The sequence below is a fragment of the Photorhabdus aegyptia genome, from assembly GCF_000612035.1.
GTDB classification, from domain to species: domain Bacteria; phylum Pseudomonadota; class Gammaproteobacteria; order Enterobacterales; family Enterobacteriaceae; genus Photorhabdus; species Photorhabdus akhurstii.
On sequence record NZ_JFGV01000012.1, the window covers coordinates 54,355 to 77,994 of the forward strand.

The following is a 23,640-nucleotide window of genomic DNA, read 5'->3' on the forward strand; positions in this document are numbered from 1 at the left end:
CCTACGTCATTCACTTTCCAAAATTATTGATTAAGTAAATTACCAAAACTAAAAAGAGCAGCAGGAATTCGAAATATCTGGCACTATTTCAATACCCTTAAAATATATTTAAAACGTATATCCAAGTAACTTGGACATGTAGGTTTTAGAATTTGTAAACAGTTAGTAATCCTAAACGCTAGTGAACACTAACACTCTGATAAAATTATATTTAATAAATTGATCTATTGCTGCTATGAACATCTTATTACATAAATCAGAAAGACTCAATACTCCCACGGAATTGAGATGAATAAAATTGCCGTTTGTCTCAGATACTTTATCCTGAAATTTTTTTATAAGAGTAAGTATTATTCAGTTAAATAGTTAATAAGCTGTATGGTTTGATAGGTTTAAAAACTATTACTGACATTATTTATCAGGCTTATTTTTCATATTTTAGGTAATCTTTGATATGTCTAACGATGGTCGTTTTATGAATTAGTAATACTTGAAGACCATGAATGTATTCCAGTTAATATTAAAGTATTTTCTCGCTGTTATTTTACAAAGAAAACTCTGAAAAAATAGTAAAACTATTAATTTAGCAAGATTTAAATCCCAAAAAAGGAAGGATTATCTGAAAGAACATAAAAGGCTATCTTTATATCATCAGACTATTTACTCACTGATTTATGAAGATAAAACTATGATGATTAAATTTAAAAAAACAGACATTTCTCCTTGGAAAAAGGACAAATAAAAAGGTGAATAGTTTTAATACTGAGTTTTTTTCCTAAAGCATAGAAGCTTTTGTTTACCCGTTTTAGTTAATAGTTTCGTTTATTGAGGATGGTTGGGATAACAGAATTTAAAGTATCTTTGTTTTTATCATTTTCACACTTATATTCATTCCCGTTTTTTCAGGTTAAATCAGATTTGGGTGTGGGGCTTTGTTCTATTACTCAGTTTTAAGCATTATGGAAACCTGAATATTTAAAAAGCTTAAGTCTATGGCGCCATTTTATCAGGGATTATTTTAGTAGGAATATAATGGCTGATGCGTTGCGCTTATCTAACTTTTTGCTATTATGTAACCGATATGGCTTTTTTTTACACAACGATGTTATACTCAAATCGGAAACTCCGTCCGTTAAATACCGATGTGGCGACTTTTGATTTTAAGAACATTAAAGGAAATTTCACGATGACATATAAAAGACACAGCCCCTCTTGGGAAGGCTATATGGGGGATTTTCTAAGAGGTAACGCTGGGATTAATCATTTGAAACCTCAGCATCAGTTCTTTGATGCTATTGGTCTTGAGAAACAGTTAAACGAGAATACAACGTATATCGCGTTGCTATCCTTAGAGGAAGCGAAAGATGTTTTAGAGGAGATTGATTCGCCAAAACCAAAAAGCCCATTTATAAAGGAAGTGTTTTCGATTACCGATCCTATATCACCCTATGCAGGTAATATACGTGATGCTTTTGACTTTATAAATGTAGTTGGAGAATTTAAAAAATTAGGGATTAAAGCCACAGAGTATATTGGTAAAAATGGGCAAAGATATATTAAAATCTCAGGTCATGCGGGGCTTAGAAAAATCATCAACGCTTCAAGATACAGTGCTTCTAACATGAAGATGATCTCTATGGGGATAGGGCAACAGGGAATAAATAGTGGCATAGTTAAAGGAATTAAATTCAATATCTTATTCTCCTCAGCTTATCGGGCTGTTGAATACATCTTTAAGGATGAATACACACTGGCTGATTTCTTAGGCAATCTTTCAGTAGATCTGGCTAAGGCGGCAGTGGCAGCTTTTGCTTCTTGGGTTATTGGGACTTTTGCAGCAACTACATTTGCTACTGGTGCTAGCGTAATTGTTGTGGCTGGTATTGTGCTTTTAGTAGGTATTGCAACGACATCTATACTTGATTCTATAGATAAAAATTTCAAAATTAGTGAAACTATAATTAATTTAATCAAAAAAGAAATAGAAAGAAAACCAAGAACGCCAGAAGCTAATTTCAATCAATTTCTTCATAACTGGGGGAATTATGGTAAATAAAAAAAAGATTTTGCATATTATAGGAGCTTTTTCTTTTATTATTCTAACGTTATTTACTTTTTTTTCTAGCGGAGAAAATTTAATTTCCTTAGTTAAAATGGAAGATAAAATAATATTCTCAGGCCCTGTTTTTATGCTATTTTTTGCTTTTCCTTTCCTTTCATATTTTATAGTTTCTGTTATTTTCCTTAATATAAAAAATCGCTGGCCAAAACATCACGATAGTTTTATTAAATGTTTTGGGGTGATAGCCTTTGTTTCATTCTTTTTAAGTTTCCCCCTATCTTTTTATGTGGATTATAAATTAAAAAGTGAGAATTATTTAATATGTGAAAAAATATCCTGGAGGTCGCCTAATACCTATGTGAAAAACATTAAGCTATGTGATTAATACTATTGTATTTAATTTCTTCGTAACTGGGGTAACTTTGGTATATAGTTTTCGCAAGGATTTATTAAACTAAATTCCTCTCTGGAAGAAATATCGAATATAATATAATGAGCCAAATGTTTATAATATTTGGCCCAGATTATTGAAGTTTTTAGGTAAATTTTTATAAATTATTACCTTCATATAAAGCGATATATTTCCCACAATAATCTAAATATTTATAACCTTTAAGATACCATCTAATTCCACCCCAATCATATACATTAGCAAAAGTACCATGATCTTTAGCAATATATTGAGTATATAGGCCATTGTTATGAGATACACCCGAACTATAACAATTGTTCCACGGAATATATACGCTTGCCGATGCAACCCCTATTCCTCCCGTTAATGTAATACCTGCTACTAATGCTCCAACTGCTAATAATTTCTTAAACATAAAAATCTCTCCTTTAATAGTTTTATAACTTGCATACTTTATAAATTTCACCTTAAGTGTATCGCTTTTATAAAGTTTGTCAAAATTATGAGATTATAAAAATATTTATTTTAATCTTGGTAATATTGGATTTTTATTTTATTAAATGGAAAATTATTTACTGAGAAATATAAGATCATATGTAATAATGCATACTAAATCATTATTACATTATATTAAAATTCATTTATATTTTTCATTTTAGATTGAAAATTTAATTTCTTATTTACAGAAAACTCTTCGCGCAATGTGAAGAGCTCACTATCGATTAAACAGCTTTAAAAAGGTACAACTAAATAACCTGAATTTCATATTTATATGAATTCAGGTTGTGCACTTTATCTCAAACTATGCGAATTCTCCCTAAAAGCTCGCTGTGCTCTCAATTAGCATTCAGGAAGCAGAATTCCGCAGATTTGTTAAATTCAGATAATCCGATGTTTCTCTAATTGAACCTGCCGCGCAGCCTCACGAGCCATACGCTTCTTACGAGCATCACAAGGTTCCGGGCAATCACATGCTTTCTCTACACCAATACTGCTTAAACCGCCGCAGCTCCCTTGTATGCTCTTACGTTTAATCATATAGCCTAACGACATTCCCGCAAAAGCCAGCAGGAAAAAGACGAAAGCTGCAATAAATATTTTCAGCACTTCTTTCCCCTTCTCATTGATTTTTCTGTAGGTATGGCTCAAAGGCTTTACTGTAACGCTCTTCAAAACCATTTTTCGTTTTTATGATCATAAAAACCGGGATACTCAGATTTTCTGCAACTTCCATCCCTTTTTCCGGCCCTAAAACATTTAGTCCAGTAGAAAGACCATCAGCACTCATACAAGCTGGAGCAATTACCGTAATAGAGACTAAATTATGAGAAATAGGGTTTCCCGTTTTTGGATCAATCGTATGTGAATAGCGCACACCATCTTGTTCAAAGTAATTACGGTAATCACCAGAAGTCGCTATCGACATATTCCCAGGCATTATCACTTCCTGCGCATTTTGTTCCATGCCGGTGTCCGATGGCTTTTCAATCGCAATCCGCCACGGCAGATCTTTACCATTATGACCTGATGTACGGACTTCCCCCCCAATATCAACCATATAGTCTTTGATATTCTGCGATTCCAGATATTCAGCCACAACATCTACGCCATAACCTTTAGCGATAGATGATAAATCGATATACAACTCTGGAACAGTTTTAATCAGGTTATTACCTTCTACCACCAGTTTATCAATCCCAGTCCATTCACGACGCTTTTCCAGTTCACTTGCAGAAGGTGCTTTCGTCACGTGCCCCTCAGGACCAAACCCCCATAAATTAACCAATGGACCAACCGTCACATCTAATGCGCCATCAGTTAATTTATTAATGTAGATCGCTTCTTTAACCACTTTGGCTGTCGCGGCTGATACCGGGAATGGCCGATCAATTTGTCGGCTTTGATTAAAACGACTTAATTCGGAATCAGGGCGATATGTCGACATCTGATCGTTAACCTCCTCCAGCAAACGATCAATCTCTTTTTGCAAAGCTTCTGGCGAAGGAGCCGACGAACCCGTGACAAGTTTAATGGAATAGTAAGTCCCCATTGTTTGCCCACGAATATTTTTCTGCTCCAAACCATCGCATGCCGCCAGCAGCAATACGGCAAATATTAACGCTATCCAGCTACTTATCTTTTTACGCACAGTTAATTACTCTTTCCGAATTGTTAGCGCCCACAAAATTGTGGGCGCCAATCATTAAAATCAAACTATTTTATGGCTTATCAGCCACCGAAATCATCCAACATGATGTTTTCATCCTCGACTCCAAGATCTTTCAACATCTTGATCACCGCAGCATTCATAACCGGAGGCCCACACATGTAGAATTCACAATCTTCAGGAGCGGGATGATCCCTCAAATAATTCTCATACAGAACATTATGGATAAAACCGGTGTAACCATCCCAGTTATCCTCAGGCAGTGCATCAGATAGCGCTACATTCCAGGTAAAGTTTTCATTTTCCGCCGCTAGCTGATCAAAATCCTCTGTATAGAACATTTCACGTTTAGAACGGGCGCCATACCAGAAGCTAATCTTACGTTTGGAATTCAATCTTTTAAGCTGGTCAAAGATATGAGAACGCATTGGCGCCATACCTGCGCCACCACCGATGAAGATCATTTCCGCATCAGTATCTTTTGCGAAAAATTCACCGAACGGACCAGAGATAGTCACTTTATCACCAGGTTTCAGTGACCAAATATAAGAAGACATAATTCCCGGCGGCGCTTCCGAATTTCTTGGCGGCGGCGTCGCAATACGAACGTTAAGCATGATAATACCGTGCTCTTCCGGGTAGTTTGCCATTGAGTAAGCACGAATTGTTGGCTCTTTCACCTCAGAGACAAAGCGGAATAAATTAAATTTATCCCAATCCTCTCGGTATTCTTCCGGCACATTGTAATCGGAGTAACGAGCAATATGTGGTTGAGCTTCAATCTGAATATAGCCACCAGCACGGAAAGGTACAACTTCCCCATCAGGGATCTTCAATTTCAGCTCTTTAATGAAAGTTGCTTTGTTATCATTGGAGATAACTTCACATTCCCATTTCTTAACACCGAATATCTCTTCCGGTAATTTAATTTTCAGGTCCTGTCTTACATTGACCTGACAAGCCAGACGACAACCCTCTTTCGCTTCACGCTTGCTAATGTGAGAAAGCTCTGTCGGCAGAATGTCGCCGCCGCCATCTTTAATCTTTACCCGACATTGGCCACAAGAGCCACCGCCGCCACAAGCAGAAGAGACAAAAATCCCCTGGCTTGACAACATATTTAGCAATTTATCACCGGCTGGAGCGGTAAAGCTCTTTTCCGGATCGCCATTAACTTCAACTCTAATATCCCCAGTGTTAACTAACTTTGATTTTGCGAACAAAATCAGTGCCGTCAGTACTAACACAATTAGGGTAAACATCACTACGCCTAAAATTATTATATCCATGAATGCTTCTCGCCTTTATAACTGCACACCAGAGAAGGACATAAAACCCAATGCCATCAAACCCGTAGTGACAAAGGTGATCCCCAATCCTTTCAGACCTGCCGGAACATCAGCATATTTCATTTTTTCACGGATAGAAGCCAGCAGAACAATTGCCAACATCCAACCTATACCTGAGCCAAAACCATACACGATGGATTCAGAAAAGTTATAGTCACGCTGCGCCATGAAAGAGACACCACCAAAAATCGCACAGTTAACGGTAATCAGCGGCAGAAAAATGCCAAGCGCGTTATAGAGTGAAGGGAAATAACGATCAAGGATCATTTCAAGAATCTGCACTAACGCAGCAATCACGCCAATAAACGTAATAAAGTTCAGGAAGCTGAGATCAACCCCTTCAACCAATGCGCCGTCACGCAATACCAAGTTATACACCAGATTATTAGCAGGAACCGAGATCCCTAAAACCACCGTGACGGCAATACCCAGACCAAACGCTGTTGTGACATTTTTCGATACCGCCAAAAAAGTACACATACCGAGGAAGAAAGCCAACGCCATATTCTCAATAAAGACGGCGCGGACAAACAGGCTTATAAAATGTTCCATGTTGTCAGTTACTCCTTCTCAACCTGCGCCGGTTTCAAAGTCCTCAGACCCCAAATCAGCATACCAATAATGAAAAACGCGCTAGGCGCCAACAGGAACAAACCATTAGGCTGATACCAACCCCCATTCTGTACCGATTCCATCACGGTAATCCCGAACAGTTTGCCGGAACCAAACAACTCACGCAGGAAACCAACCAGTACCAGAATAACCCCGTAACCTAAACCATTACCGATACCATCCATAAAGCTCTCAATAGGTGGAGACTTCATGGCATAAGCTTCCGCACGTCCCATCACGATACAGTTAGTAATGATAAGGCCAACAAATACAGACAATTGCTTGGAAATTTCATAAGCATAAGCCTGCAAAATCTGATCTACCACGATAACCAGCGATGCAATAATCGCCATCTGTACAATGATTCGCACACTGCCAGGGATGTAATGACGGATCAACGAGATAAAAAAGCTGGAAAAGGCCGTAACCAATGTTACCGCTATTGTCATTACCAACGCCGTTTCCAACTTGGTTGTTACCGCCAGCGCTGAGCAAATCCCCAGAACCTGCAATGCAATCGGGTTGTTATCCAAGAGCGGCCCAAGAAGGACTCGTTTTATTTCTTTACTATCAGCCATCTTTCAACGCTCCTTCGCGTACTTTTTTCAGGAACGGACCAAAACCGTTATCCCCTAACCAGAAATTAAACATATTCTGGACACCGGCAGAGGTGAGGGTCGCACCAGACAAGCCATCAACACCATAAGAGTCATCGGCAGCAGCACCGCCACGAACAATTTTGATCGCCGGATTGCCCTCATCGTTATACAGTTTTTTACCTATCCACTTTTTACGCCATTGCGGGTTATCCACTTCTCCCCCCAATCCCGGCGTTTCGCCGTGCGAATAATAGGTGATGCCGCGGGCCGTTTTACCGTCCACATCAACGGAGATAAAAGCATACATAACAGACCACAGGCCAGAACCATAAATAGGCAGAACGATTTCGCGAGTTTTACCCTGCTCATTTTTCACCAGATAGATTTCAGCCATATTGGCGCGACGGCGGATTTTCGCCAAATCCTTTTCAGGTGGTAATGCAATACTAGTATCATCACTGCGCAATGCATCGTTCAGGTTAAACTTGCCCTGACTGCTTTCAAGTGTTGCAGTATCCAGATTCAACAACTCGGTTTTAATACGGCTTTTGAATGTTTCTTTAACTTCATCGGCACTCATCTGAGGCTTGAGTAATCCAGCAACATCGAGGATATTACGCTGTTTATCCAGCAATTTTTGCTCCTGTTGCTGAGATTTCAGCCCTACCGCAGAACCTGCCACCACAATTGAGCAAACGAGACATAGCACAAAAACAACGATAAATGTTCTGCCCACGCTGTCATTATTTTTAGGTTTATCATTAGCCACGGGCTTTTCTCCGCTTAATATTGGCTTGCACTACCAGATAATCAAACAATGGCGCAAACAGGTTTGCGAACAGAATCGCCAGCATCATACCTTCTGGATATGCCGGGTTGACAACCCTGATCAGAACACACATCACACCAATCAGAATGCCGTACCACCATTTACCTTTATCGGTAAATGAAGCGGATACCGGATCGGTTGCCATAAAGATCATACCAAAAGCGAAACCACCCAGAACCATATGCCAATACCACGGCATAGCAAACAATGGGTTAGTCTCTGAACCGATAGCATTAAATAGGTAGGAAGTCGCAACCATACCCAACATCACCCCGGCGACAATGCGCCATGAAGCAATACGGGTAAACAGAATCATCGCACCGCCAATGAAAATCATCAGCGTAGACACTTCACCGATAGAGCCAGGAATATTACCAATGAAAGCATCCATCCAGGTAATAGGTTGACCAGTAACGGTATTCACTAATCCATGACTACCACCAGCCGCCCATTGAGATAACGGAGTCGCGCCAGAGAAACCATCAACCGCAGTCCATACCAAGTCTCCCGAAATCTGTGCCGGATAAGCAAAGAATAGAAAAGCGCGGCCAGCCAGTGCCGGGTTCAGGAAGTTACGGCCTGTACCACCGAAGACCTCTTTCGCAATGACAACACCGAATGTAATACCCAGCGCCGCCTGCCATAGAGGAATCGTCGGCGGAACAATCAACGCAAATAAAATCGAAGTAACGAAAAATCCTTCGTTAATTTCATGTTTACGGATAATGGCAAACAGTACTTCCCAGAAGCCGCCAACGACGAATACAACGATGTAAATAGGCAGGAAATAAGTCGCGCCAAGCAACATTTCGCTGCACCAGCTAGCACCTGGCGTCAGTGACGCACCGAAAAACTGAGCAACACGATAGTGCCAATCAGATGCCAGAATTTGCTGTAATTCCGCGCCACTGTACAAATGATACAGCGCAGGAATCGCCTGCTGACCAACGTTATACATTCCCCAGAACATTGCCGGGAATACCGCCAGCCATACCATGATCATCATACGCTTTAGATCGATAGCATCACGGACATGAGCACGACCAGAAGTTACTGTACCTGGTGTATAGAAAACCGTCGTTATCGCTTCATACAGCGGATAATATTTTTCTAATTTGCCCCCAGGCTCAAAGTGGCGCTCAATTTTTTCAAAATAGTTTTTCAGGCCCATGAAATCATCCTTCCTGCTCAATCTTAGTCAGCACTTCACGCAGTACCGGACCATATTCATATTTGCCAGGACAGACATAGGTACAAAGCGCCAAGTCTTCCTCATCTAACTCCAGACAACCCAGTGCCTGAGCACTATCGGTATCACCCACCAGCAGATCCCGCAGCAAATGCGTCGCCATAATATCCAAAGGCATAACACGCTCATAGTTACCGATTGGCACCATAGAACGTTCGCCGCCATTCATTGTGGTTGAAAAAGCAAAACGCTTATTTTTCAGGAAATGACCAATGGTGGTGCGGGTGATGGAAAATTTATCGGCGCCCGGAATGATCCAACCAAATAGCTCTTTTTCACGGCCTTCACGCAAAACAGAAACTAACGTGTGGAAACGACCAAGATAGTGATGAACCTCATCTGACTGAGTACCGCACAATACGGAGCCTGAAATAATACGGTTTTCACCCTCTTTAAGCTGATCCTGAGTTAACTCAAGCAGATCAGCCCCTAAGCAGGTACGTATAAGCCGTGGTTTCTCAACCTGTGGACCGGCCAATGCGATGATACGATCAGTATAAAGTGTACCGGTAGTGAATAATTTACCGATAGCAATCACATCCTGATATCCCAAGTGCCATACCGTTTTAGTCGCACTGACGGGTTCAATAAAGTGAATGTGAGTTCCAACTAATCCCGCAGGATGCGGACCTGAGAACTGATTATAAGTGATTTGTGCATCATTACTGACACCCGGCAAGTTTCCTGCACTATGGCAAACATGGACTTTACCTTCGGTCAGTTTAGTCAGCACATTCAGACCATCAACAAAAGCCTCTTTATCGGTAGCAATAATAACCTGTGGATTTGCAGCCAGAGGCTGAGTATCCATAGCGGTTACAAAAATCGCTTTTGGCGAGGAGCCGGGAGCAGGACTTCGGCTGTAAGGACGGGTACGTAATGCGGTCCATAACCCGGAATCGATAAGATTCTTTTCCACTTGTTCTCGGGATAACTGAGAAAGTTGAGAACGATCATAACGGTCAAAATCAACCTGTTCGTCTCCCGTTATCTCAATCACGATTGACTGCAAAACACGTTGTTCACCGCGATTAATCGCCACAACCTGTCCACAGGCCGGACTGGTGAAAACTACACCTGGATTCTTTTTATCTTCAAAAAGAATCTGGCCCTTCTTAACATGCTCACCTTCTTTAACCAACATAGAAGGACGCATTCCAACATACTCTTCACCCAACAGTGCTACATGGCGAATCGTCGGACCGTCTTCTATTACTTGAGCTGGCGCTCCTGCAATCGGGAGGTCGAGTCCTTTTTTAATTTTAATCATAAGATTTGCACAAGTTTATCAATTAAATCATATGCTACAGATTACCTGGTGGTAACATAGCCACTCTATAAAAAAAACCTTAAGTCACGAATCGTGCCCAGGCTATAATTCTCCGATAATTGTTACGATTTTCTTTTAATCTCCGGGCGGTAATTTTAACATCTCCCTTCTTGGACTGTCTGACTAATCAAGTGATTTAGTTCAAGCAAACAGGAATAATTTTGACACTGAACCATTAACCGTTCGCAAAAAACGAATAATTATATCACCTTTACCGACAACTGATTATATTTTAGCCTAACAATCACTTTGTAGGATAACGCTATCGTCATCATTTTCTATTCACAAAATAGATGATTCATGGCAATCTTAAGCTAAATTTTCAGTCAGTCCGCTACGTCGCTATACGGTAGTCACATGAAAAAAACTGCGGCTTTTCCTGCAATAATATTGTTGTTATTTAGTTCATTCACTCCTGTCTATGCTCAGGATACTTTAGTTCAATTAAAGCAAAACTCCCCAGTGCAAACCGGCTCTCCTATCTTTATCCAAATATTCAAAGAAGAGCGGATACTGGAGCTTTATACTAAAAATGGTCATGGAAGCTACCAACTGTCTAAAAGCTACCCCATCTGTAATTATTCTGGCGGCCTTGGTCCCAAAACCACAGAAGGTGATCTGAAAAGTCCAGAAGGCTTTTATCGTGTAAAAAACCATCAACTCAATCCAAATAGTCGGTATTACCGATCTATTAATCTGGGGTTTCCAAATGAATACGATAAATTCAGAGGTTATTCCGGCAACTATTTAATGATCCACGGAGAGTGTAAATCTGTCGGTTGTTACGCGATGACTAATGGTTACATGGATGAAATCTACGATTATGTAGAAAGTGCATTATTGCGCGGGCAGTATGAAATTAATATCAGTATTTATCCATTCAAAATGACACCACAGAATATGTTACGCCACCGTTCATCCTCCCATTATATGTTTTGGCTACAGTTGCAACCGGCTTATGACTATTTTGTAAAAAATCACCAGCCGGCAACAATCAGCGTCATTAACGGTCAATATGTGGTTAATGCGACACCTGACAAATCGCCCCTTTTGCAGCCTCAATCACAATACGCGTTCACCAAGATGAAATAGTGCATAACGACCCGGCTCAATACGATTCCAGTCTTCATTACCGGTTAACGGTTGGGTAACAATAACAGAAACAACATCATCCGGCTGTGTATGCTGTTGAAAATCAATTTCAACATCCTGATCGAGAAGTTTTGCTTTTCCAAACGGCGCCCGACGGGTAATCCAATAGAGGTTGGTTGAGCAATATGCCATCACAAAACGCCCATCTGACAGCAACATATTGAATACGCCTTTTTTGCTGAGTTCGTCCGCCAGTGAAGCGATAAAACGAAAAACCTGAGGCCAGTTGGAAGGAGTTCTTGGATATTTTTGTGAAAGTTGATGCAAAATCCAGCAAAAAGCATGTTCACTATCAGTTTGCCCAACGGGACGATACTGACCCGTTTCAAGCTGCCGATAGCCCCGAAGCTGCCCATTATGGGCATAAGTCCAGTTGCGTCCCCATATCTCACGAATGAAAGGATGAGTATTTTCCAACGCAACATTACCGCGGTTAGCCTGCCGGATATGAGAAACCACCACTCTGGATTTAATCGGGTACTCTTGTACGAAGCGAGCAACAGGCGAATTGTAACTTGGTTGATGATCTTTAAATGTGCGACAGCCCCGCCCCTCATAAAATGTGATCCCCCAACCATCTTTATGGGGCCCGGTATGACCACCCCGTTGAATCAGACCACCTAAACTAAAGCAGATATCTGTTGGCACATTTGCGCTCATGCCAAGTAACTCACACATTGCCCACCTCTGTAGCCGATATACCCGTCATCTTTCAAGTTGCCTCTTTGTTGGCTGCACTCACTCACCCCGGTCACATAGTTACCTATGCTCCCGGGGATTCGCTCCCTTGCCGCCGCGATCCATCTTGAAATCCATAGGGTATAAAATCAAACTTTAATCATCTCTTTCTCGATAAGTTGAATCAGGATATGAATAACTTTGATATGAATTTCCTGAATACGATCTGCATAACCAAAATGTGGGACACGAATTTCCACATCAGCGGTTCCTGCCATTTTACCGCCATCCTTGCCTGTCAGCGTAATAACTTTCATGCCTTTTAAGCGGGCAGCTTCAACAGCTTTAATAATATTACCAGAATTACCGGAAGTGGAGATACCCAGTAATACATCTCCCTCTTTACCAACTGCTTCCACATAACGAGAAAAAACAAATTCATACCCGAAATCATTACTGACACAGGAAAGGTGGCTGACATCAGAAATTGCAATCGCTGGATAACCAGGGCGATTTTCGCGGTAACGGCCGGTCAATTCTTCGGCAAAATGCATCGCATCACAATGCGATCCCCCATTACCGCAGGACAGTACCTTGCCACCCGCTTTAAATGAATCAGCCAATAATACCGCTGCTTTTTGAATTGCTTCAATATTTGCATCGTCACTTAAAAACTTTGCCAGCGTATCCGCGGCTTCGTTCAATTCACTACGGATCAGGTCTTGATACATAGGCTCCTCACTTCGGTCAGGTAATCTTTAATGTTGTGCCGGATGGCAGTTTACCGGATCAAGAGAATTGAAAGAAGACAACATCACGTTTCTGGAGAATTAATCCGCTGCCGATCACCACGAGTTTGTGAGCTACATTGTAATTAAGATGTAAAGATATTGCTAAAAACAATTTCCTGGTCTAAAAAGAGAAGAACACCCTAACAGGTCCGACCTCTGATGACTTACCTGACCCTGAGATTAACCAGGAGCTTTTATTATGACCACATTGAGTATTATTCTATTCTTAGTATTGATTGGGATACTTTGCTATCACAAAGTCAATCTCAGTCTCAGCAGCCTACTGCTCCTTGTCTATACCGTCTTGATGGGCGCTATTGATGCATGGAGCTACTGGATGTTGTTACCAATGGCCATTATTCTATTCCCGTTGAATTTTGCGCCAATGCGCCACTCCTTATTGACTGTTCCGGCCTTAAAAGCCTTCCGTAAAGTAATGCCAAGTCTATCTCGCACGGAAAAAGAAGCTCTTGATGCAGGTACCACCTGGTGGGAAGGCGAACTGTTCCGCGGTACACCCGACTGGAAAAAATTGCATGACTATCCAAAGCCGCAGTTAACCGCTGAAGAGCAAGCATTTCTGGATGGCCCGGTAGAAGAAGCTTGCCGTATGACCAATGATTTCCAGATAAGCCATGAACTTGCTGATTTGCCGCCTGAATTATGGCGTTACCTGAAAGAAAACCGCTTCTTTGCCATGATCATTAAAAAAGAGTATGGCGGTCTGGAATTCTCAGCCTATGCACAGGCACGAGTCCTGCAAAAATTGGCGGGGACATCCGGCATTCTGGCAATCACCGTAGGTGTGCCTAACTCTCTCGGCCCAGGTGAATTGTTACAGCATTATGGCACCGAAGAGCAGAAGAACCGCTACCTGCCTGGGCTTGCCCGTGGCGAAGAGATCCCATGTTTCGCATTGACCAGCCCGGAAGCCGGCTCTGATGCCGGATCAATCCCAGATACAGGCGTAGTCTGTATGGGAGAATGGCAAGGTGAGCAAATTCTGGGTATGCGCCTGACCTGGAACAAACGTTATATCACGCTTGCACCTATCGCTACCGTACTCGGTTTGGCTTTTAAACTGTCCGACCCCGACCATTTATTGGGTGATACAGAAGAATTGGGCATTACCTGTGCATTGATCCCAACCAATGTACCGGGGGTAGAAATTGGTCATCGCCATTTCCCACTGAATATTCCATTCCAGAATGGCCCAACTCGCGGTAAAGATATCTTTGTTCCGATCGACTACATTATTGGCGGGCCAAAAATGGCCGGACAAGGCTGGCGTATGCTGGTTGAGTGTCTGTCTGTCGGCCGCGGTATCACTCTGCCGTCAAATGCAACCGGCGGTTTGAAAAGTGTTGCTATGGCGATCGGCGCATACTCTTATATCCGCCGCCAATTCAAAATGCCAATTGGTAAAATGGAAGGAATTGAAGAGCCTCTGGCACGCATTGCCGGTAACGCCTATTTGATGGATGCCGCTTCAACGCTTGCAACAACCGGTATCATGCTAGGTGAAAAACCCTCTGTGTTATCCGCCATCGTCAAATATCACTGCACCCACAGAGGCCAAAGATCTGTTATTGATGCAATGGATATTGCCGGTGGTAAAGGTATTTGCCTTGGTCCATCCAACTTCCTTGCTCGCGCTTATCAAGGCGCGCCTATCGCCATTACCGTTGAAGGCGCCAATATTCTGACCCGTAACATGATTATCTACGGTCAGGGAGCTATCCGCTGCCATCCTTATGTTCTTGATGAAATGGCTGCGGCTGAAAATAACCGCATTAAAGATTTTGATAAGGCACTGTTTAGCCACCTTGGTCACGTTGCTAGCAACATGTTGCGCAGCTTCTGGCTTGGCTTAACCAATGGCCGCACCAGCAGCACACCGGTCAATGATGCAACACGCCGTTATTATCAACAGTTAAACCGTCAGTGCGCCAACCTTGCGCTATTATCAGATGTAGCAATGGGTGTATTAGGCGGCAGCCTGAAACGCCGTGAACGTGTCTCCGCCCGTCTTGGAGATGTTCTGAGTCAAACCTATCTGGCTTCCGCGACGTTGAAACGCTATGAAGATGAAGGTCGTCAAAAAGAAGATTTACCGCTAGTTCAGTGGGCCGTTCAAGATAGCTTATATCAGGCAGAACAGGCGATAGATAACTTACTGAGTAACTTCCCGAATCGTCTGGTTGCCGGTCTGATGCGAGTTATCGTCTTCCCTCTAGGGCGTGTACATTCAGCGCCATCTGACCATCTGGATCACAAACTGGCCCAGCTTTTACAACAACCTTCGGCTACCCGTGATCGCATTGGCCGAGGTCAATATCTGACACCAAGCGAGCACAATCCTCACGGATTACTGGAAGAAGCTCTGCACGATATTATTGCCGCAGAACCGATCCATGCCCGTTTGAGTCGCGAAGCAGGTAAACGTCTTGGTTTTACTCGCCTGGATAAACTGGCAGAGCGCGCACTCGCAGAACGTAAGATCACGCCAGACGAAGCCGAAATTCTGAAACGCGCCGAGGCAAGCCGTCTACGCTCTATTAATGTCGATGAGTTTGAACCAGAAGCACTGGCTGTCGCTGCCCCGGTCAAAAAACCGAGAACAAAAGCGGCCTAAAACTGACGATTAGAGAGAATTAAGAGCTAAATTAATCATGGGGCGATATCTTAAAATATCGCCCCATCTTTTTTATGGCGTAGAGGTAAAGGATACGTCTTCCAATGCTAACAACTCTTCAATCGTTTGACGGCGGCGAATTAATTGAGGCTTACCATTAACAAACAACACTTCAGAGATCAGCGGACGGCTATTGTAATTGGAGGACATTGACGCACCATACGCACCAGTATCATGAAAAACCAGATAGTCACCAACCCGAACCGGCGGCAACGCTCTTGGCGCAATGCCTCCCCCCTCAATCTGGGTAAAGATATCGCCAGATTCACATAACGGCCCCGCAACTAATGTTTCTTGCAATGAAAATTGCTCAATCTTACGTCCATCAGCAGGCAAAACTGAAATATGGTGATAACTGCCATACATTACCGGGCGCATTAAGTCATTAAATCCCGCATCCACCAGCACATAATTACGGTTCCCCATCTGCTTAACCGCCCGAACTTCTGTCATCAAAATGCCAGATTCCGCTACCAAAAAACGTCCCGGTTCAATTTCCAGCTCAACTTTATGACCTAAATGCTGCTCAATTCTTTTACGCGCATCATCCCACAACCCAAAATAATGAGCGATATTGATTTGCTCATCTCCCTGATGATAAGGGGTCGATAAACCACCGCCGGCTGAAATCGCCTGAATATCTTCACCACAAAGAATAACCTGTTCAACCATCGCATTGCATACACTGGAAAGATGATGATAATCAACACCAGATCCAATATGCATATGTAAACCAAGCAATTTCAATCCATAGTGGCGTATTTTCTCAATCGCTCGTGGAAGATCCTGATACCAAATACCATGTTTGCTGTTTTCCCCTCCCGTGTTCGTCTTCTGGCTATGACCATGACCGAACCCGGGATTAATCCGCAGCCATACCGGATGCCCTTGTTTACATTGACCAATCTGTTCCAACATATCGATAGAACCCGCATTAACCGGAATATCCAATTTGGTTACTTGTTGCAACGTCGGCACATCGATTAAATCAGCAGTAAAAACAATGTCTGACACTTCTTGCCCTGGACAAAATCCGGCCCGCAAAGCACGCTCAATTTCCCCTAGCGAAACAGCATCAACTTTCACACCATACTCACGCATCAGGCGCAAAATATGAGTATTAGAACAAGCTTTCTGAGCAAACCTGACGACATCAAACTGACATAATAATTTGATTCTTTGGATAATTGTTTCACTATCGTAAACCCATAATGGAGTACCGTACGTTTCTGGCAGACGACTCAAATTCTCCGCTATCAGATTAGGACAACTATTGCAGGTAAAATTGCGGGTAAAAGTACTCATCAGGGTTTCTCTCACAAAGTCAGCAGATAACCCATTATTGACAGCAAAAAACAGGAATAAAAATATCCATTTCGTTATAGTCTATTCATCTGTGATATAGAATTATCATTTGAAGGAACAATTTATGTCTTCTTGTTCATGGCGCCATATTGAAATCTTCCATGCGGTAATGACGACAAAAAACCTGACAGAAGCGGCTATTTTATTACAAACATCACAACCAACCGTCAGTCGTGAATTAGCACGATTTGAGCATCTGATAAAATTCAAACTATTTGACCGAGTAAAAGGCCGCCTGCATCCGACAGCACAAGGATTACGCCTTTTTGAAGAAGTTCAGCGCTCTTATTACGGACTTGAAAGAATAATGAATGCGGCTGACAATATACGTAAATTTCAACATGCTCAGCTTTCCATTGCTTGCTTGCCAGTATTTTCTCAATCACTGTTACCGAAAGTTTGCCGCCACTTCACCCGTCAATACCCTGATACTAATTTAACCATCATTCCACAGGAATCACCGCTATTAGAAGAGTGGCTCTCAGCTCAACGCCATGATCTGGGTTTGACAGAACATTTGCAGACACCACCCGGTACACAGAGAGAAACATTGATCACACTGAATGAAATTTGCGTATTGCCCGCCGAGCATCCTCTCAGTCATAAACCGCTATTGACTCCCGAAGATTTCAGCGAGCAAAATTTTATCAGTCTTTCAATAGCGGATAGCTACCGGCAGCTCATTGATGGAATATTCGCAGAACACCATATTCGCCGCCGCCTGATTATGGAAACTCACAGTGCTGCATCAGTATGTGCAATGGTGCGCGAAGGCATTGGCGTTTCTATTGTCAACCCACTGACCGTACTCGATTATCTGGACAGCCACGGCAAATCTGAAATATGCGCTCGCCCATTCAGTATCGATATTCCTTTTACTGTCAGCCTGATAAAGCCCATTCATCGCCCTTCTTCTGCCCCAGTAGATACCTTTATTGAACACCTAAAAGCACAAATTGCCCTGTTTCCTCAAAAACTAAAGTCAGCTTTTCAGCATTAGTGCTTGCCAGTACGGAGAAGAAGCAAACCACTGAACCAGAAAATCCAGTAATGCTCTCAACGTTGCTGGCATATTTTGACGACTGGCATAAATACCATAAATTCCCATCGCCTGAGGTCGATATTCTGGCAACAACTGAACCAATTTTCCTGACGCCAAATGTGAAGCAACAGAATAATAGGGTTGCATGGCGATTCCCGCCCCTTGCAACGTTGCCTCCATTAATACAACCGATTCATTAGCACTTAAAGTACCGCTAACAGGAACAGAATATTTTTCCCCTCGGCGTTCAAATAACCAAAGACTTTTACCAAAGAAGTTATAAGTCATACAGTTATGCAAAGCTAAATCAGCAGGCTTTTGCGGAAGCATTTTTCCTGCCAGATAAGAAGGAGCGGCACAAACTACAGAATGGCATGTTGATAACGGTCTGGCGATCAAATTCGGCTCCAGATTATTCGTGATGCGTAACGCTAAATCTATCCGTTCCTCGACCAAATTTATTGCCTTATTACTCATTTGCATATCAATAGCTATCTGAGGGTAAATCCGCATAAACTCAGGAATCGCCACAGACAATGCGCTCATCGCCAGAGATTGAGAACTGCTTATCCGCAAAAGACCACTCAGTTCCTGTGCTTCTACAGGTTGATGAACCGGTATCTCTTCCGCCAATTGCAATAATTTACGACTGCGCTGATAGGCGATCTCTCCTGCCGATGTCAGGCTGATCTTTCTCGTTGTACGATGTAACAGACGTACTCCCGCCCATTTTTCCATTTCAGCCAGATAGCGAGATACCATTGCCCGCGACATATCTAACCGTTCCGATGCGGCAATCATGCTGCCTTGTTCTACAATTATAGTGAACACTTGCGCAGCAGTGACTCTATCCATCAATTAGCTCGATTTATGCAACAAATAATTGCCAATTATGCGGTTTTTTCATCGAAAAACGCAACTTATTATGAACCTCATTGACACAACATCAGGAATTCAATCATGACTCGCAAAACAACACTAAATATTGCGCTGGCAGGTATCCTTTCCTTGGGTACCATTTCTCTGGCACAAGCCACTAACCTAAAACTGGATGTTTTCAATCCAGGTGAAAGAAGCGTATTTCCCGTCTCTTCTGAGCTCATCATCGGTGATAGAGAAGTTGTACTGATCGATGCTCAGTTCCAAAAAAATGACGCTGAAGCACTGGCCAGAAGAATTAAGTATACCGGCAGAAAACTGACAACTATCTATATCAGTCAGTCTGATCCTGATTTCTATTTTGGCCTTGATGTACTGACCAAAGCGTTCCCTAACGCAAAAGTCATTGCATCACCAGAAACCATTAAAGAAATCAAAAAGACCAAAGATGGCAAACTGGCTTATTGGGGAGGTGTTCTGAAAGAACAAGCCCCCAAAAAAGTTATCGTGCCGCAACCGTTGGAAGGTAACACTTTTACGGTTGACGGTGAGAAGTTAATCGTCGAAGGTCTTGATGGCCCCGCGGCTGACCGTACTTTTGTTTGGATACCAAAATTAAAAGCGGTAGTAGGCGGTGTCACCGTTTCAGGCAACATTCATGTCTGGATAGCAGATACACAGACTAAAGAGTCCCGTAAAAACTGGATGCAGACATTAGATCGTATAAAAGAGCTGAAACCAACAATTGTGGTTCCAGGACATTTCATTGGTAACACACCAATGACGTTAGAATCCGTTAATTTCACGCAAAAGTACCTGACTATTTTTGAGAAAGAGCTGGCAAAAGCGAAAGATTCAAAAGCGCTAATAGCCGCAATGGAAAAGCACTATCCAAAACTTGCAGACAAATCCAGTCTCGAGTTAAGCGCCAAAGTGCTGAAAGGCGAAATGAAGTGGCCCCAATAAGTAAATTAACTCTTTTTCAGGAATAAGTAATATGCCCGGAATGACTCTGCATTATATCTACGATCCACTATGTGGCTGGTGTTATGGCGTTTCCTCTCTGATACAAGCAGCAAAAGAGGTCGCAAATGTGAAAATTGAATTGCATGGCGGCGGAATGCTGACAGGGGATAACAGACGCCAAATAGACAGCACATGGCGTGATTATGTCCTTAGTCAGGATAAACGGATCGCAAGCCTTACCGGGCAAATTTTCAGTGAACAATATGTCACACTGTTAAATGATAAATCACTGATTATGGATTCATTACCACCAATATCAGCCATTCTTGCAGCAGAAGAGTTGGCTGGTAAAGGTGTTGAAATGTTACTGGCAGTACAAAAAGCGCATTATGTTCGTGGATTAAAAATCAGCGAAACTGAAACATTATTGAATTTAGCAAATGAGTTACAGCTTGATTCAGAACTGTTTCAGCAAGAGCTGACACTGAATAATGAGTCAGAAAGTCTCCAACATATTAGGAAAAGCCGTGAACTGTTGGCAACCGTTGGCGGCTCAGGCTTCCCTACGTTTATTTTAGAAAATAACAGAAACGAGCTATCTATTATTTCTCTTGATAAATACTTGGGACAACCCAAACGTTGGCAAGATGCGCTGATTCACTATCAGTTTTAATACCACCGTTTTAATACCACCGTTTTAATACCACAATTTTAACTACTGGCGCCCATACATTTTCAGCTATCGGGCGCCATTCACAATAACCCATCCATTCCCAATAAGTGCATATAGATCATGATGATCGCAGAAATGGCTATATAGGGACCAAAAGCAACAGACTCTTGGTAATTTTCTCGTATTCTCCACATCCAAAAGTACCCAATAAGACCAAACAGTGAGGATAAAAACATTAATAAAGGAATTGCACCAATCCCCAACCAAGCACTAACCGCTGCCATTAACTTAAAATCACCATGTCCTAACCCTTCTTTATGACAAATTATTTTGAATAACCAATGGAGTGACCATAAAATCAAATAACCCACAATAGCACCGACTACAGCTTGTTCAATAGGCACAAAAGTTTGATTCAAATTCAATAATAATCCTAACCATAAAAGTGGATAATTTATTGTATCTGGCAATAAATTAATTTTTACATCAATAAAAGAAAGTATAATCAACATCCAAGCAAATATCAAAACCGCATATAAATGGAAATTCAATGAAAAACAAATCATAAAAAAAGCAGTTATAAACAGTGTTACTAATTCAACCTGAAAATAACCAAAATCTATTTTTTCATATCCATAAATAATTTTAGGAAATACCGATATAATTTTATTCAAACTTATTCCTGCCACTATCCCAACAAAAATAGCCAAAATAACGATTTTAATGTTAAAATCCATTTAACAAAGCACCTCCAAAATTATTCCATTATGAATATTTTAATTAAATAAAAAAACAAATATCAATTATGTTTTCGACATAAAAATATAGTAATAAACAATGACGTTTTAAAACAACAAAATAAATATAAAATAGTCAAATTAAATATAAATATGCGAGCAGACTCGCAACATTTATTCAGAGATAACAATCCGTATCGAGATAGCTTGATAATTTGATTAAGCCTCCCTTATCATACCCTCCATTATTTATTGTCTTATGTATATCTATACCCCGCAGGAAGGAAAAAAACATGCGCATACCCCGCATCTATCACCCGGAATTACTCTCATCGAATACTGAAATTTATCTGAGTGATGAGGCGGCTAACCATGTCGGGCGGGTACTCAGAATGACTCATGGCCAACAGTTACAACTATTTGATGGCAGCAATCAGATCTTCAACGCTCAGATCACCGAAGCTAGCAAAAAATCCGTCAAAGTACATATCAGCAACAGCGAACTTGCCGATAATGAATCGCCACTGAATCTCCATCTAGGCCAAGTCATATCCCGCGGTGAAAAAATGGAATTCACCATTCAAAAATCTGTAGAACTAGGGGTAAATGTTATTACGCCTTTAATTTCTGAACGTTGCGGCGTAAAGCTGGATGGAGAACGGCTGGCTAAAAAACTTCAACAATGGCAGAAGATTGCCATTGCCGCCTGTGAGCAATGCTGTCGCAACCATATACCTGAAATTCGCCCAGTGATGCAACTCGAACACTGGTGTGCGGAAGATGATGGCAGTTTGAAATTGAATCTACATCCACGAGCCAGCCAAAGTATCAATACTCTGCCTTTACCCGTAGAAAGAGTACGTTTACTGATCGGCCCGGAAGGTGGATTATCGATAGATGAAATTGCTATGACAGCTAATTACCAATTTACTGATATCCTATTAGGACCACGAGTGCTGAGAACAGAAACGACAGCGCTCACCGCAATTACCGCATTACAAGTGCGTTTCGGCGATTTGGGTTAAGGAGAAAGAATGATCAAACTCGGCATAGTGATGGACCCCATTTCATCCATCAACATCAAGAAAGACACCAGTTTTGCCATGCTATTGGAAGCGCAACGCCGCGGCTGGGAGCTCCATTATATGGAGATGAGTGATCTCTATCTGCACCAAGGGGAAGCCCGCGCACGTACCCGCCTATTGCAGGTAGAAAACAGCCCACAGCAATGGCATCAATTCAATAGAGAACAAGATCTGGCACTGGAAACATTGGATGTCATCCTGATGCGTAAAGATCCACCATTTGATACTGAATACATTTACGCCACTTATATTTTGGAACGTGCGGAAGAGAAAGGCACTCTCATTGTCAATAAACCACAAAGCCTGCGCGATTGTAACGAAAAACTGTTCACAGCTTGGTTCCCTGATTTAACACCAGATACATTAGTGACTCGCAATGCCGTTCAGTTGCGTGAATTTCACCAGAAACATGGTGATGTCATCTTTAAACCACTAGATGGTATGGGCGGCGCATCGATATTCCGCCTGAAAAAAGATGACCCAAACGTTGGGGTTATTATTGAAACCTTGACGGAACATGGCAATCGTTTCTGCATGGCACAAAATTTCTTACCGGCCATCAAAGAAGGCGATAAACGGGTATTAATTGTCGACGGCGAACCCGTTCCTTATTGTCTGGCTCGTATTCCTGCCCAAGGTGAAACCCGTGGTAATCTTGCCGCGGGCGGCCGTGGTGAAGCTCGCCCGCTTTCAGAAAGTGACTGGGCTATCGCCAGAGCTGTTGCTCCGACTTTACAAGAAAAAGGGTTAATTTTTGTTGGTCTGGACATTATTGGTGACAAACTGACTGAAATTAATGTCACCAGTCCGACCTGTGCACGTGAGATAGAAGCCGCTTTCCCTGATATTTCAATCATCGGCATGTTAATGAATGCGATTGAAGAACGGTTAGAGAAATAAAAAATTCTTTTTGCGAATTTGCCTGTCAGGGTTTGTCATTTATACTTTTAGCCCACATACTGTGGGCT

The 23,640-nt window shown here is 42.0% G+C and carries 23 protein-coding genes; 9 read left to right on the forward strand and 14 right to left on the reverse strand.

All coding sequences use genetic code 11. From position 1 onward, the window contains the following. The first annotated feature begins 1,186 nt into the window (after positions 1 to 1,186). A complete protein-coding gene (locus BA1DRAFT_RS22540; protein ID WP_200868762.1) occupies positions 1,187 to 2,056 on the forward strand; it encodes a hypothetical protein in 870 nt (289 codons plus the stop codon). Continuing rightward, positions 2,046 to 2,447: a DUF1240 domain-containing protein gene (locus BA1DRAFT_RS05440; protein WP_036776859.1), complete on the forward strand. Its 402-nt coding sequence runs from the start codon at positions 2,046 to 2,048 to the stop codon at positions 2,445 to 2,447. The genes BA1DRAFT_RS22540 and BA1DRAFT_RS05440 overlap by 11 nt, the downstream gene beginning before the upstream one ends. A gap of 163 nt (positions 2,448 to 2,610) precedes the next feature. On the opposite strand, the gene BA1DRAFT_RS05445 is transcribed toward BA1DRAFT_RS05440, so the two are convergent. From BA1DRAFT_RS05445 to BA1DRAFT_RS05485, 9 genes are all read right to left on the reverse strand, one after another. After that, a complete protein-coding gene (locus BA1DRAFT_RS05445; RefSeq protein ID WP_036776860.1) occupies positions 2,611 to 2,889 on the reverse strand; it encodes an LCI fold-containing protein in 279 nt (92 codons plus the stop codon). A 464-nt stretch (positions 2,890 to 3,353) separates the two neighbouring features. Next, complete coding sequence (nqrM, locus tag BA1DRAFT_RS05450; RefSeq protein ID WP_036776862.1) at positions 3,354 to 3,581, reverse strand: (Na+)-NQR maturation NqrM; 228 nt, start codon at positions 3,579 to 3,581, stop codon at positions 3,354 to 3,356. A 13-nt stretch (positions 3,582 to 3,594) separates the two neighbouring features. Beyond that, positions 3,595 to 4,623: an FAD:protein FMN transferase gene (locus BA1DRAFT_RS05455; RefSeq protein WP_036776863.1), complete on the reverse strand. Its 1,029-nt coding sequence runs from the start codon at positions 4,621 to 4,623 to the stop codon at positions 3,595 to 3,597. An 80-nt stretch (positions 4,624 to 4,703) separates the two neighbouring features. Then, positions 4,704 to 5,930, reverse strand: coding sequence for an NADH:ubiquinone reductase (Na(+)-transporting) subunit F (nqrF, locus tag BA1DRAFT_RS05460; RefSeq protein ID WP_036776865.1), 1,227 nt, complete (start codon positions 5,928 to 5,930; stop codon positions 4,704 to 4,706). Positions 5,931 to 5,945: 15 nt separating this feature from the next. Next, complete coding sequence (nqrE, locus tag BA1DRAFT_RS05465; RefSeq protein WP_011145527.1) at positions 5,946 to 6,542, reverse strand: NADH:ubiquinone reductase (Na(+)-transporting) subunit E; 597 nt, start codon at positions 6,540 to 6,542, stop codon at positions 5,946 to 5,948. Positions 6,543 to 6,550: 8 nt separating this feature from the next. Further along, complete coding sequence (locus BA1DRAFT_RS05470; RefSeq protein WP_011145526.1) at positions 6,551 to 7,180, reverse strand: NADH:ubiquinone reductase (Na(+)-transporting) subunit D; 630 nt, start codon at positions 7,178 to 7,180, stop codon at positions 6,551 to 6,553. Then, positions 7,173 to 7,970, reverse strand: coding sequence for a Na(+)-translocating NADH-quinone reductase subunit C (locus BA1DRAFT_RS05475; protein WP_036776866.1), 798 nt, complete (start codon positions 7,968 to 7,970; stop codon positions 7,173 to 7,175). The genes BA1DRAFT_RS05470 and BA1DRAFT_RS05475 overlap by 8 nt, the downstream gene beginning before the upstream one ends. Continuing rightward, the gene (locus BA1DRAFT_RS05480) at positions 7,963 to 9,201 is read right to left on the reverse strand and encodes an NADH:ubiquinone reductase (Na(+)-transporting) subunit B (protein WP_036776868.1); all 1,239 of its coding nucleotides are present in this window, start codon (positions 9,199 to 9,201) and stop codon (positions 7,963 to 7,965) included. The genes BA1DRAFT_RS05475 and BA1DRAFT_RS05480 overlap by 8 nt, the downstream gene beginning before the upstream one ends. 4 nt (positions 9,202 to 9,205) lie before the next feature. After that, entirely contained in the window at positions 9,206 to 10,549 is a 1,344-nt protein-coding gene (locus tag BA1DRAFT_RS05485) for a Na(+)-translocating NADH-quinone reductase subunit A (RefSeq protein ID WP_036776869.1), read from the reverse strand. Between the two features lie 417 nt (positions 10,550 to 10,966). Here BA1DRAFT_RS05485 and BA1DRAFT_RS05490 point away from each other — a divergent pair, with 417 nt between their 5' ends. Next, entirely contained in the window at positions 10,967 to 11,701 is a 735-nt protein-coding gene (locus BA1DRAFT_RS05490) for a L,D-transpeptidase family protein (protein WP_036776871.1), read from the forward strand. Here BA1DRAFT_RS05490 and BA1DRAFT_RS05495 read toward each other — a convergent pair. Next, positions 11,672 to 12,439, reverse strand: a complete 768-nt coding sequence (locus BA1DRAFT_RS05495; protein WP_036776873.1) for a class II glutamine amidotransferase — start codon at positions 12,437 to 12,439, stop codon at positions 11,672 to 11,674. The genes BA1DRAFT_RS05490 and BA1DRAFT_RS05495 overlap by 30 nt on opposite strands. Before the next feature lie 149 nt (positions 12,440 to 12,588). Continuing rightward, positions 12,589 to 13,170 (reverse strand): D-sedoheptulose 7-phosphate isomerase, encoded by a 582-nt coding sequence (gene lpcA / locus BA1DRAFT_RS05500; protein WP_036776875.1) that lies wholly within the window; start codon positions 13,168 to 13,170, stop codon positions 12,589 to 12,591. A gap of 259 nt (positions 13,171 to 13,429) precedes the next feature. On the opposite strand from lpcA, the gene fadE reads away from it, so the two are divergent. Further along, positions 13,430 to 15,865 (forward strand): acyl-CoA dehydrogenase FadE, encoded by a 2,436-nt coding sequence (gene fadE / locus BA1DRAFT_RS05505; protein WP_036776877.1) that lies wholly within the window; start codon positions 13,430 to 13,432, stop codon positions 15,863 to 15,865. Between the two features lie 72 nt (positions 15,866 to 15,937). Here the strand turns inward: fadE and lysA are convergent, their stop codons facing one another. Next, positions 15,938 to 17,230 (reverse strand): diaminopimelate decarboxylase, encoded by a 1,293-nt coding sequence (gene lysA, locus BA1DRAFT_RS05510; RefSeq protein WP_036776878.1) that lies wholly within the window; start codon positions 17,228 to 17,230, stop codon positions 15,938 to 15,940. Positions 17,231 to 17,354: 124 nt separating this feature from the next. Between lysA and BA1DRAFT_RS05515 the strand changes: the two genes are divergently transcribed. Then, positions 17,355 to 18,290, forward strand: coding sequence for a LysR family transcriptional regulator (locus BA1DRAFT_RS05515; protein ID WP_036776880.1), 936 nt, complete (start codon positions 17,355 to 17,357; stop codon positions 18,288 to 18,290). Here BA1DRAFT_RS05515 and BA1DRAFT_RS05520 read toward each other — a convergent pair. Then, on the reverse strand, positions 18,273 to 19,187 hold the full coding sequence (locus BA1DRAFT_RS05520; RefSeq protein WP_036776882.1) for a LysR family transcriptional regulator: 915 nt from the start codon (positions 19,185 to 19,187) through the stop codon (positions 18,273 to 18,275). The genes BA1DRAFT_RS05515 and BA1DRAFT_RS05520 overlap by 18 nt on opposite strands. 105 nt (positions 19,188 to 19,292) lie before the next feature. Between BA1DRAFT_RS05520 and BA1DRAFT_RS05525 the strand changes: the two genes are divergently transcribed. Continuing rightward, the gene (locus BA1DRAFT_RS05525) at positions 19,293 to 20,177 is read left to right on the forward strand and encodes an MBL fold metallo-hydrolase (RefSeq protein WP_036776883.1); all 885 of its coding nucleotides are present in this window, start codon (positions 19,293 to 19,295) and stop codon (positions 20,175 to 20,177) included. 31 nt (positions 20,178 to 20,208) lie between these two features. Beyond that, on the forward strand, positions 20,209 to 20,850 hold the full coding sequence (locus BA1DRAFT_RS05530; protein ID WP_036776884.1) for a DsbA family protein: 642 nt from the start codon (positions 20,209 to 20,211) through the stop codon (positions 20,848 to 20,850). An 80-nt stretch (positions 20,851 to 20,930) separates the two neighbouring features. Here the strand turns inward: BA1DRAFT_RS05530 and BA1DRAFT_RS05535 are convergent, their stop codons facing one another. After that, a complete protein-coding gene (locus BA1DRAFT_RS05535) occupies positions 20,931 to 21,587 on the reverse strand; it encodes a prepilin peptidase (RefSeq protein WP_082303640.1) in 657 nt (218 codons plus the stop codon). Positions 21,588 to 21,880: 293 nt separating this feature from the next. Here BA1DRAFT_RS05535 and rsmE point away from each other — a divergent pair, with 293 nt between their 5' ends. Together rsmE and gshB are read left to right on the forward strand one after the other, a co-directional pair. Then, positions 21,881 to 22,612 (forward strand): 16S rRNA (uracil(1498)-N(3))-methyltransferase, encoded by a 732-nt coding sequence (gene rsmE / locus BA1DRAFT_RS05540; protein WP_036776886.1) that lies wholly within the window; start codon positions 21,881 to 21,883, stop codon positions 22,610 to 22,612. 9 nt (positions 22,613 to 22,621) lie between these two features. Beyond that, positions 22,622 to 23,572: a glutathione synthase gene (gene gshB / locus BA1DRAFT_RS05545; RefSeq protein ID WP_036776888.1), complete on the forward strand. Its 951-nt coding sequence runs from the start codon at positions 22,622 to 22,624 to the stop codon at positions 23,570 to 23,572. Positions 23,573 to 23,640 lie beyond the last annotated feature (68 nt).

Coding starts and splice junctions, on each gene's coding strand:
- BA1DRAFT_RS22540 (WP_200868762.1), top strand. CDS start 1,187: ATGACATATAAAAGACACAGCCCCTCTTGGGAAGGCTATATGGGGGAT.
- BA1DRAFT_RS05440 (WP_036776859.1), top strand. CDS start 2,046: ATGGTAAATAAAAAAAAGATTTTGCATATTATAGGAGCTTTTTCTTTT.
- BA1DRAFT_RS05445 (WP_036776860.1), bottom strand. CDS start 2,889: ATGTTTAAGAAATTATTAGCAGTTGGAGCATTAGTAGCAGGTATTACA.
- nqrF (WP_036776865.1), bottom strand. CDS start 5,930: ATGGATATAATAATTTTAGGCGTAGTGATGTTTACCCTAATTGTGTTA.
- nqrE (WP_011145527.1), bottom strand. CDS start 6,542: ATGGAACATTTTATAAGCCTGTTTGTCCGCGCCGTCTTTATTGAGAAT.
- BA1DRAFT_RS05470 (WP_011145526.1), bottom strand. CDS start 7,180: ATGGCTGATAGTAAAGAAATAAAACGAGTCCTTCTTGGGCCGCTCTTG.
- BA1DRAFT_RS05480 (WP_036776868.1), bottom strand. CDS start 9,201: ATGGGCCTGAAAAACTATTTTGAAAAAATTGAGCGCCACTTTGAGCCT.
- BA1DRAFT_RS05485 (WP_036776869.1), bottom strand. CDS start 10,549: ATGATTAAAATTAAAAAAGGACTCGACCTCCCGATTGCAGGAGCGCCA.
- BA1DRAFT_RS05490 (WP_036776871.1), top strand. CDS start 10,967: ATGAAAAAAACTGCGGCTTTTCCTGCAATAATATTGTTGTTATTTAGT.
- BA1DRAFT_RS05495 (WP_036776873.1), bottom strand. CDS start 12,439: ATGTGTGAGTTACTTGGCATGAGCGCAAATGTGCCAACAGATATCTGC.
- lpcA (WP_036776875.1), bottom strand. CDS start 13,170: ATGTATCAAGACCTGATCCGTAGTGAATTGAACGAAGCCGCGGATACG.
- fadE (WP_036776877.1), top strand. CDS start 13,430: ATGACCACATTGAGTATTATTCTATTCTTAGTATTGATTGGGATACTT.
- lysA (WP_036776878.1), bottom strand. CDS start 17,230: ATGAGTACTTTTACCCGCAATTTTACCTGCAATAGTTGTCCTAATCTG.
- BA1DRAFT_RS05515 (WP_036776880.1), top strand. CDS start 17,355: ATGTCTTCTTGTTCATGGCGCCATATTGAAATCTTCCATGCGGTAATG.
- BA1DRAFT_RS05520 (WP_036776882.1), bottom strand. CDS start 19,187: ATGGATAGAGTCACTGCTGCGCAAGTGTTCACTATAATTGTAGAACAA.
- BA1DRAFT_RS05525 (WP_036776883.1), top strand. CDS start 19,293: ATGACTCGCAAAACAACACTAAATATTGCGCTGGCAGGTATCCTTTCC.
- BA1DRAFT_RS05530 (WP_036776884.1), top strand. CDS start 20,209: ATGCCCGGAATGACTCTGCATTATATCTACGATCCACTATGTGGCTGG.
- BA1DRAFT_RS05535 (WP_082303640.1), bottom strand. CDS start 21,587: ATGGATTTTAACATTAAAATCGTTATTTTGGCTATTTTTGTTGGGATA.
- rsmE (WP_036776886.1), top strand. CDS start 21,881: ATGCGCATACCCCGCATCTATCACCCGGAATTACTCTCATCGAATACT.
- gshB (WP_036776888.1), top strand. CDS start 22,622: ATGATCAAACTCGGCATAGTGATGGACCCCATTTCATCCATCAACATC.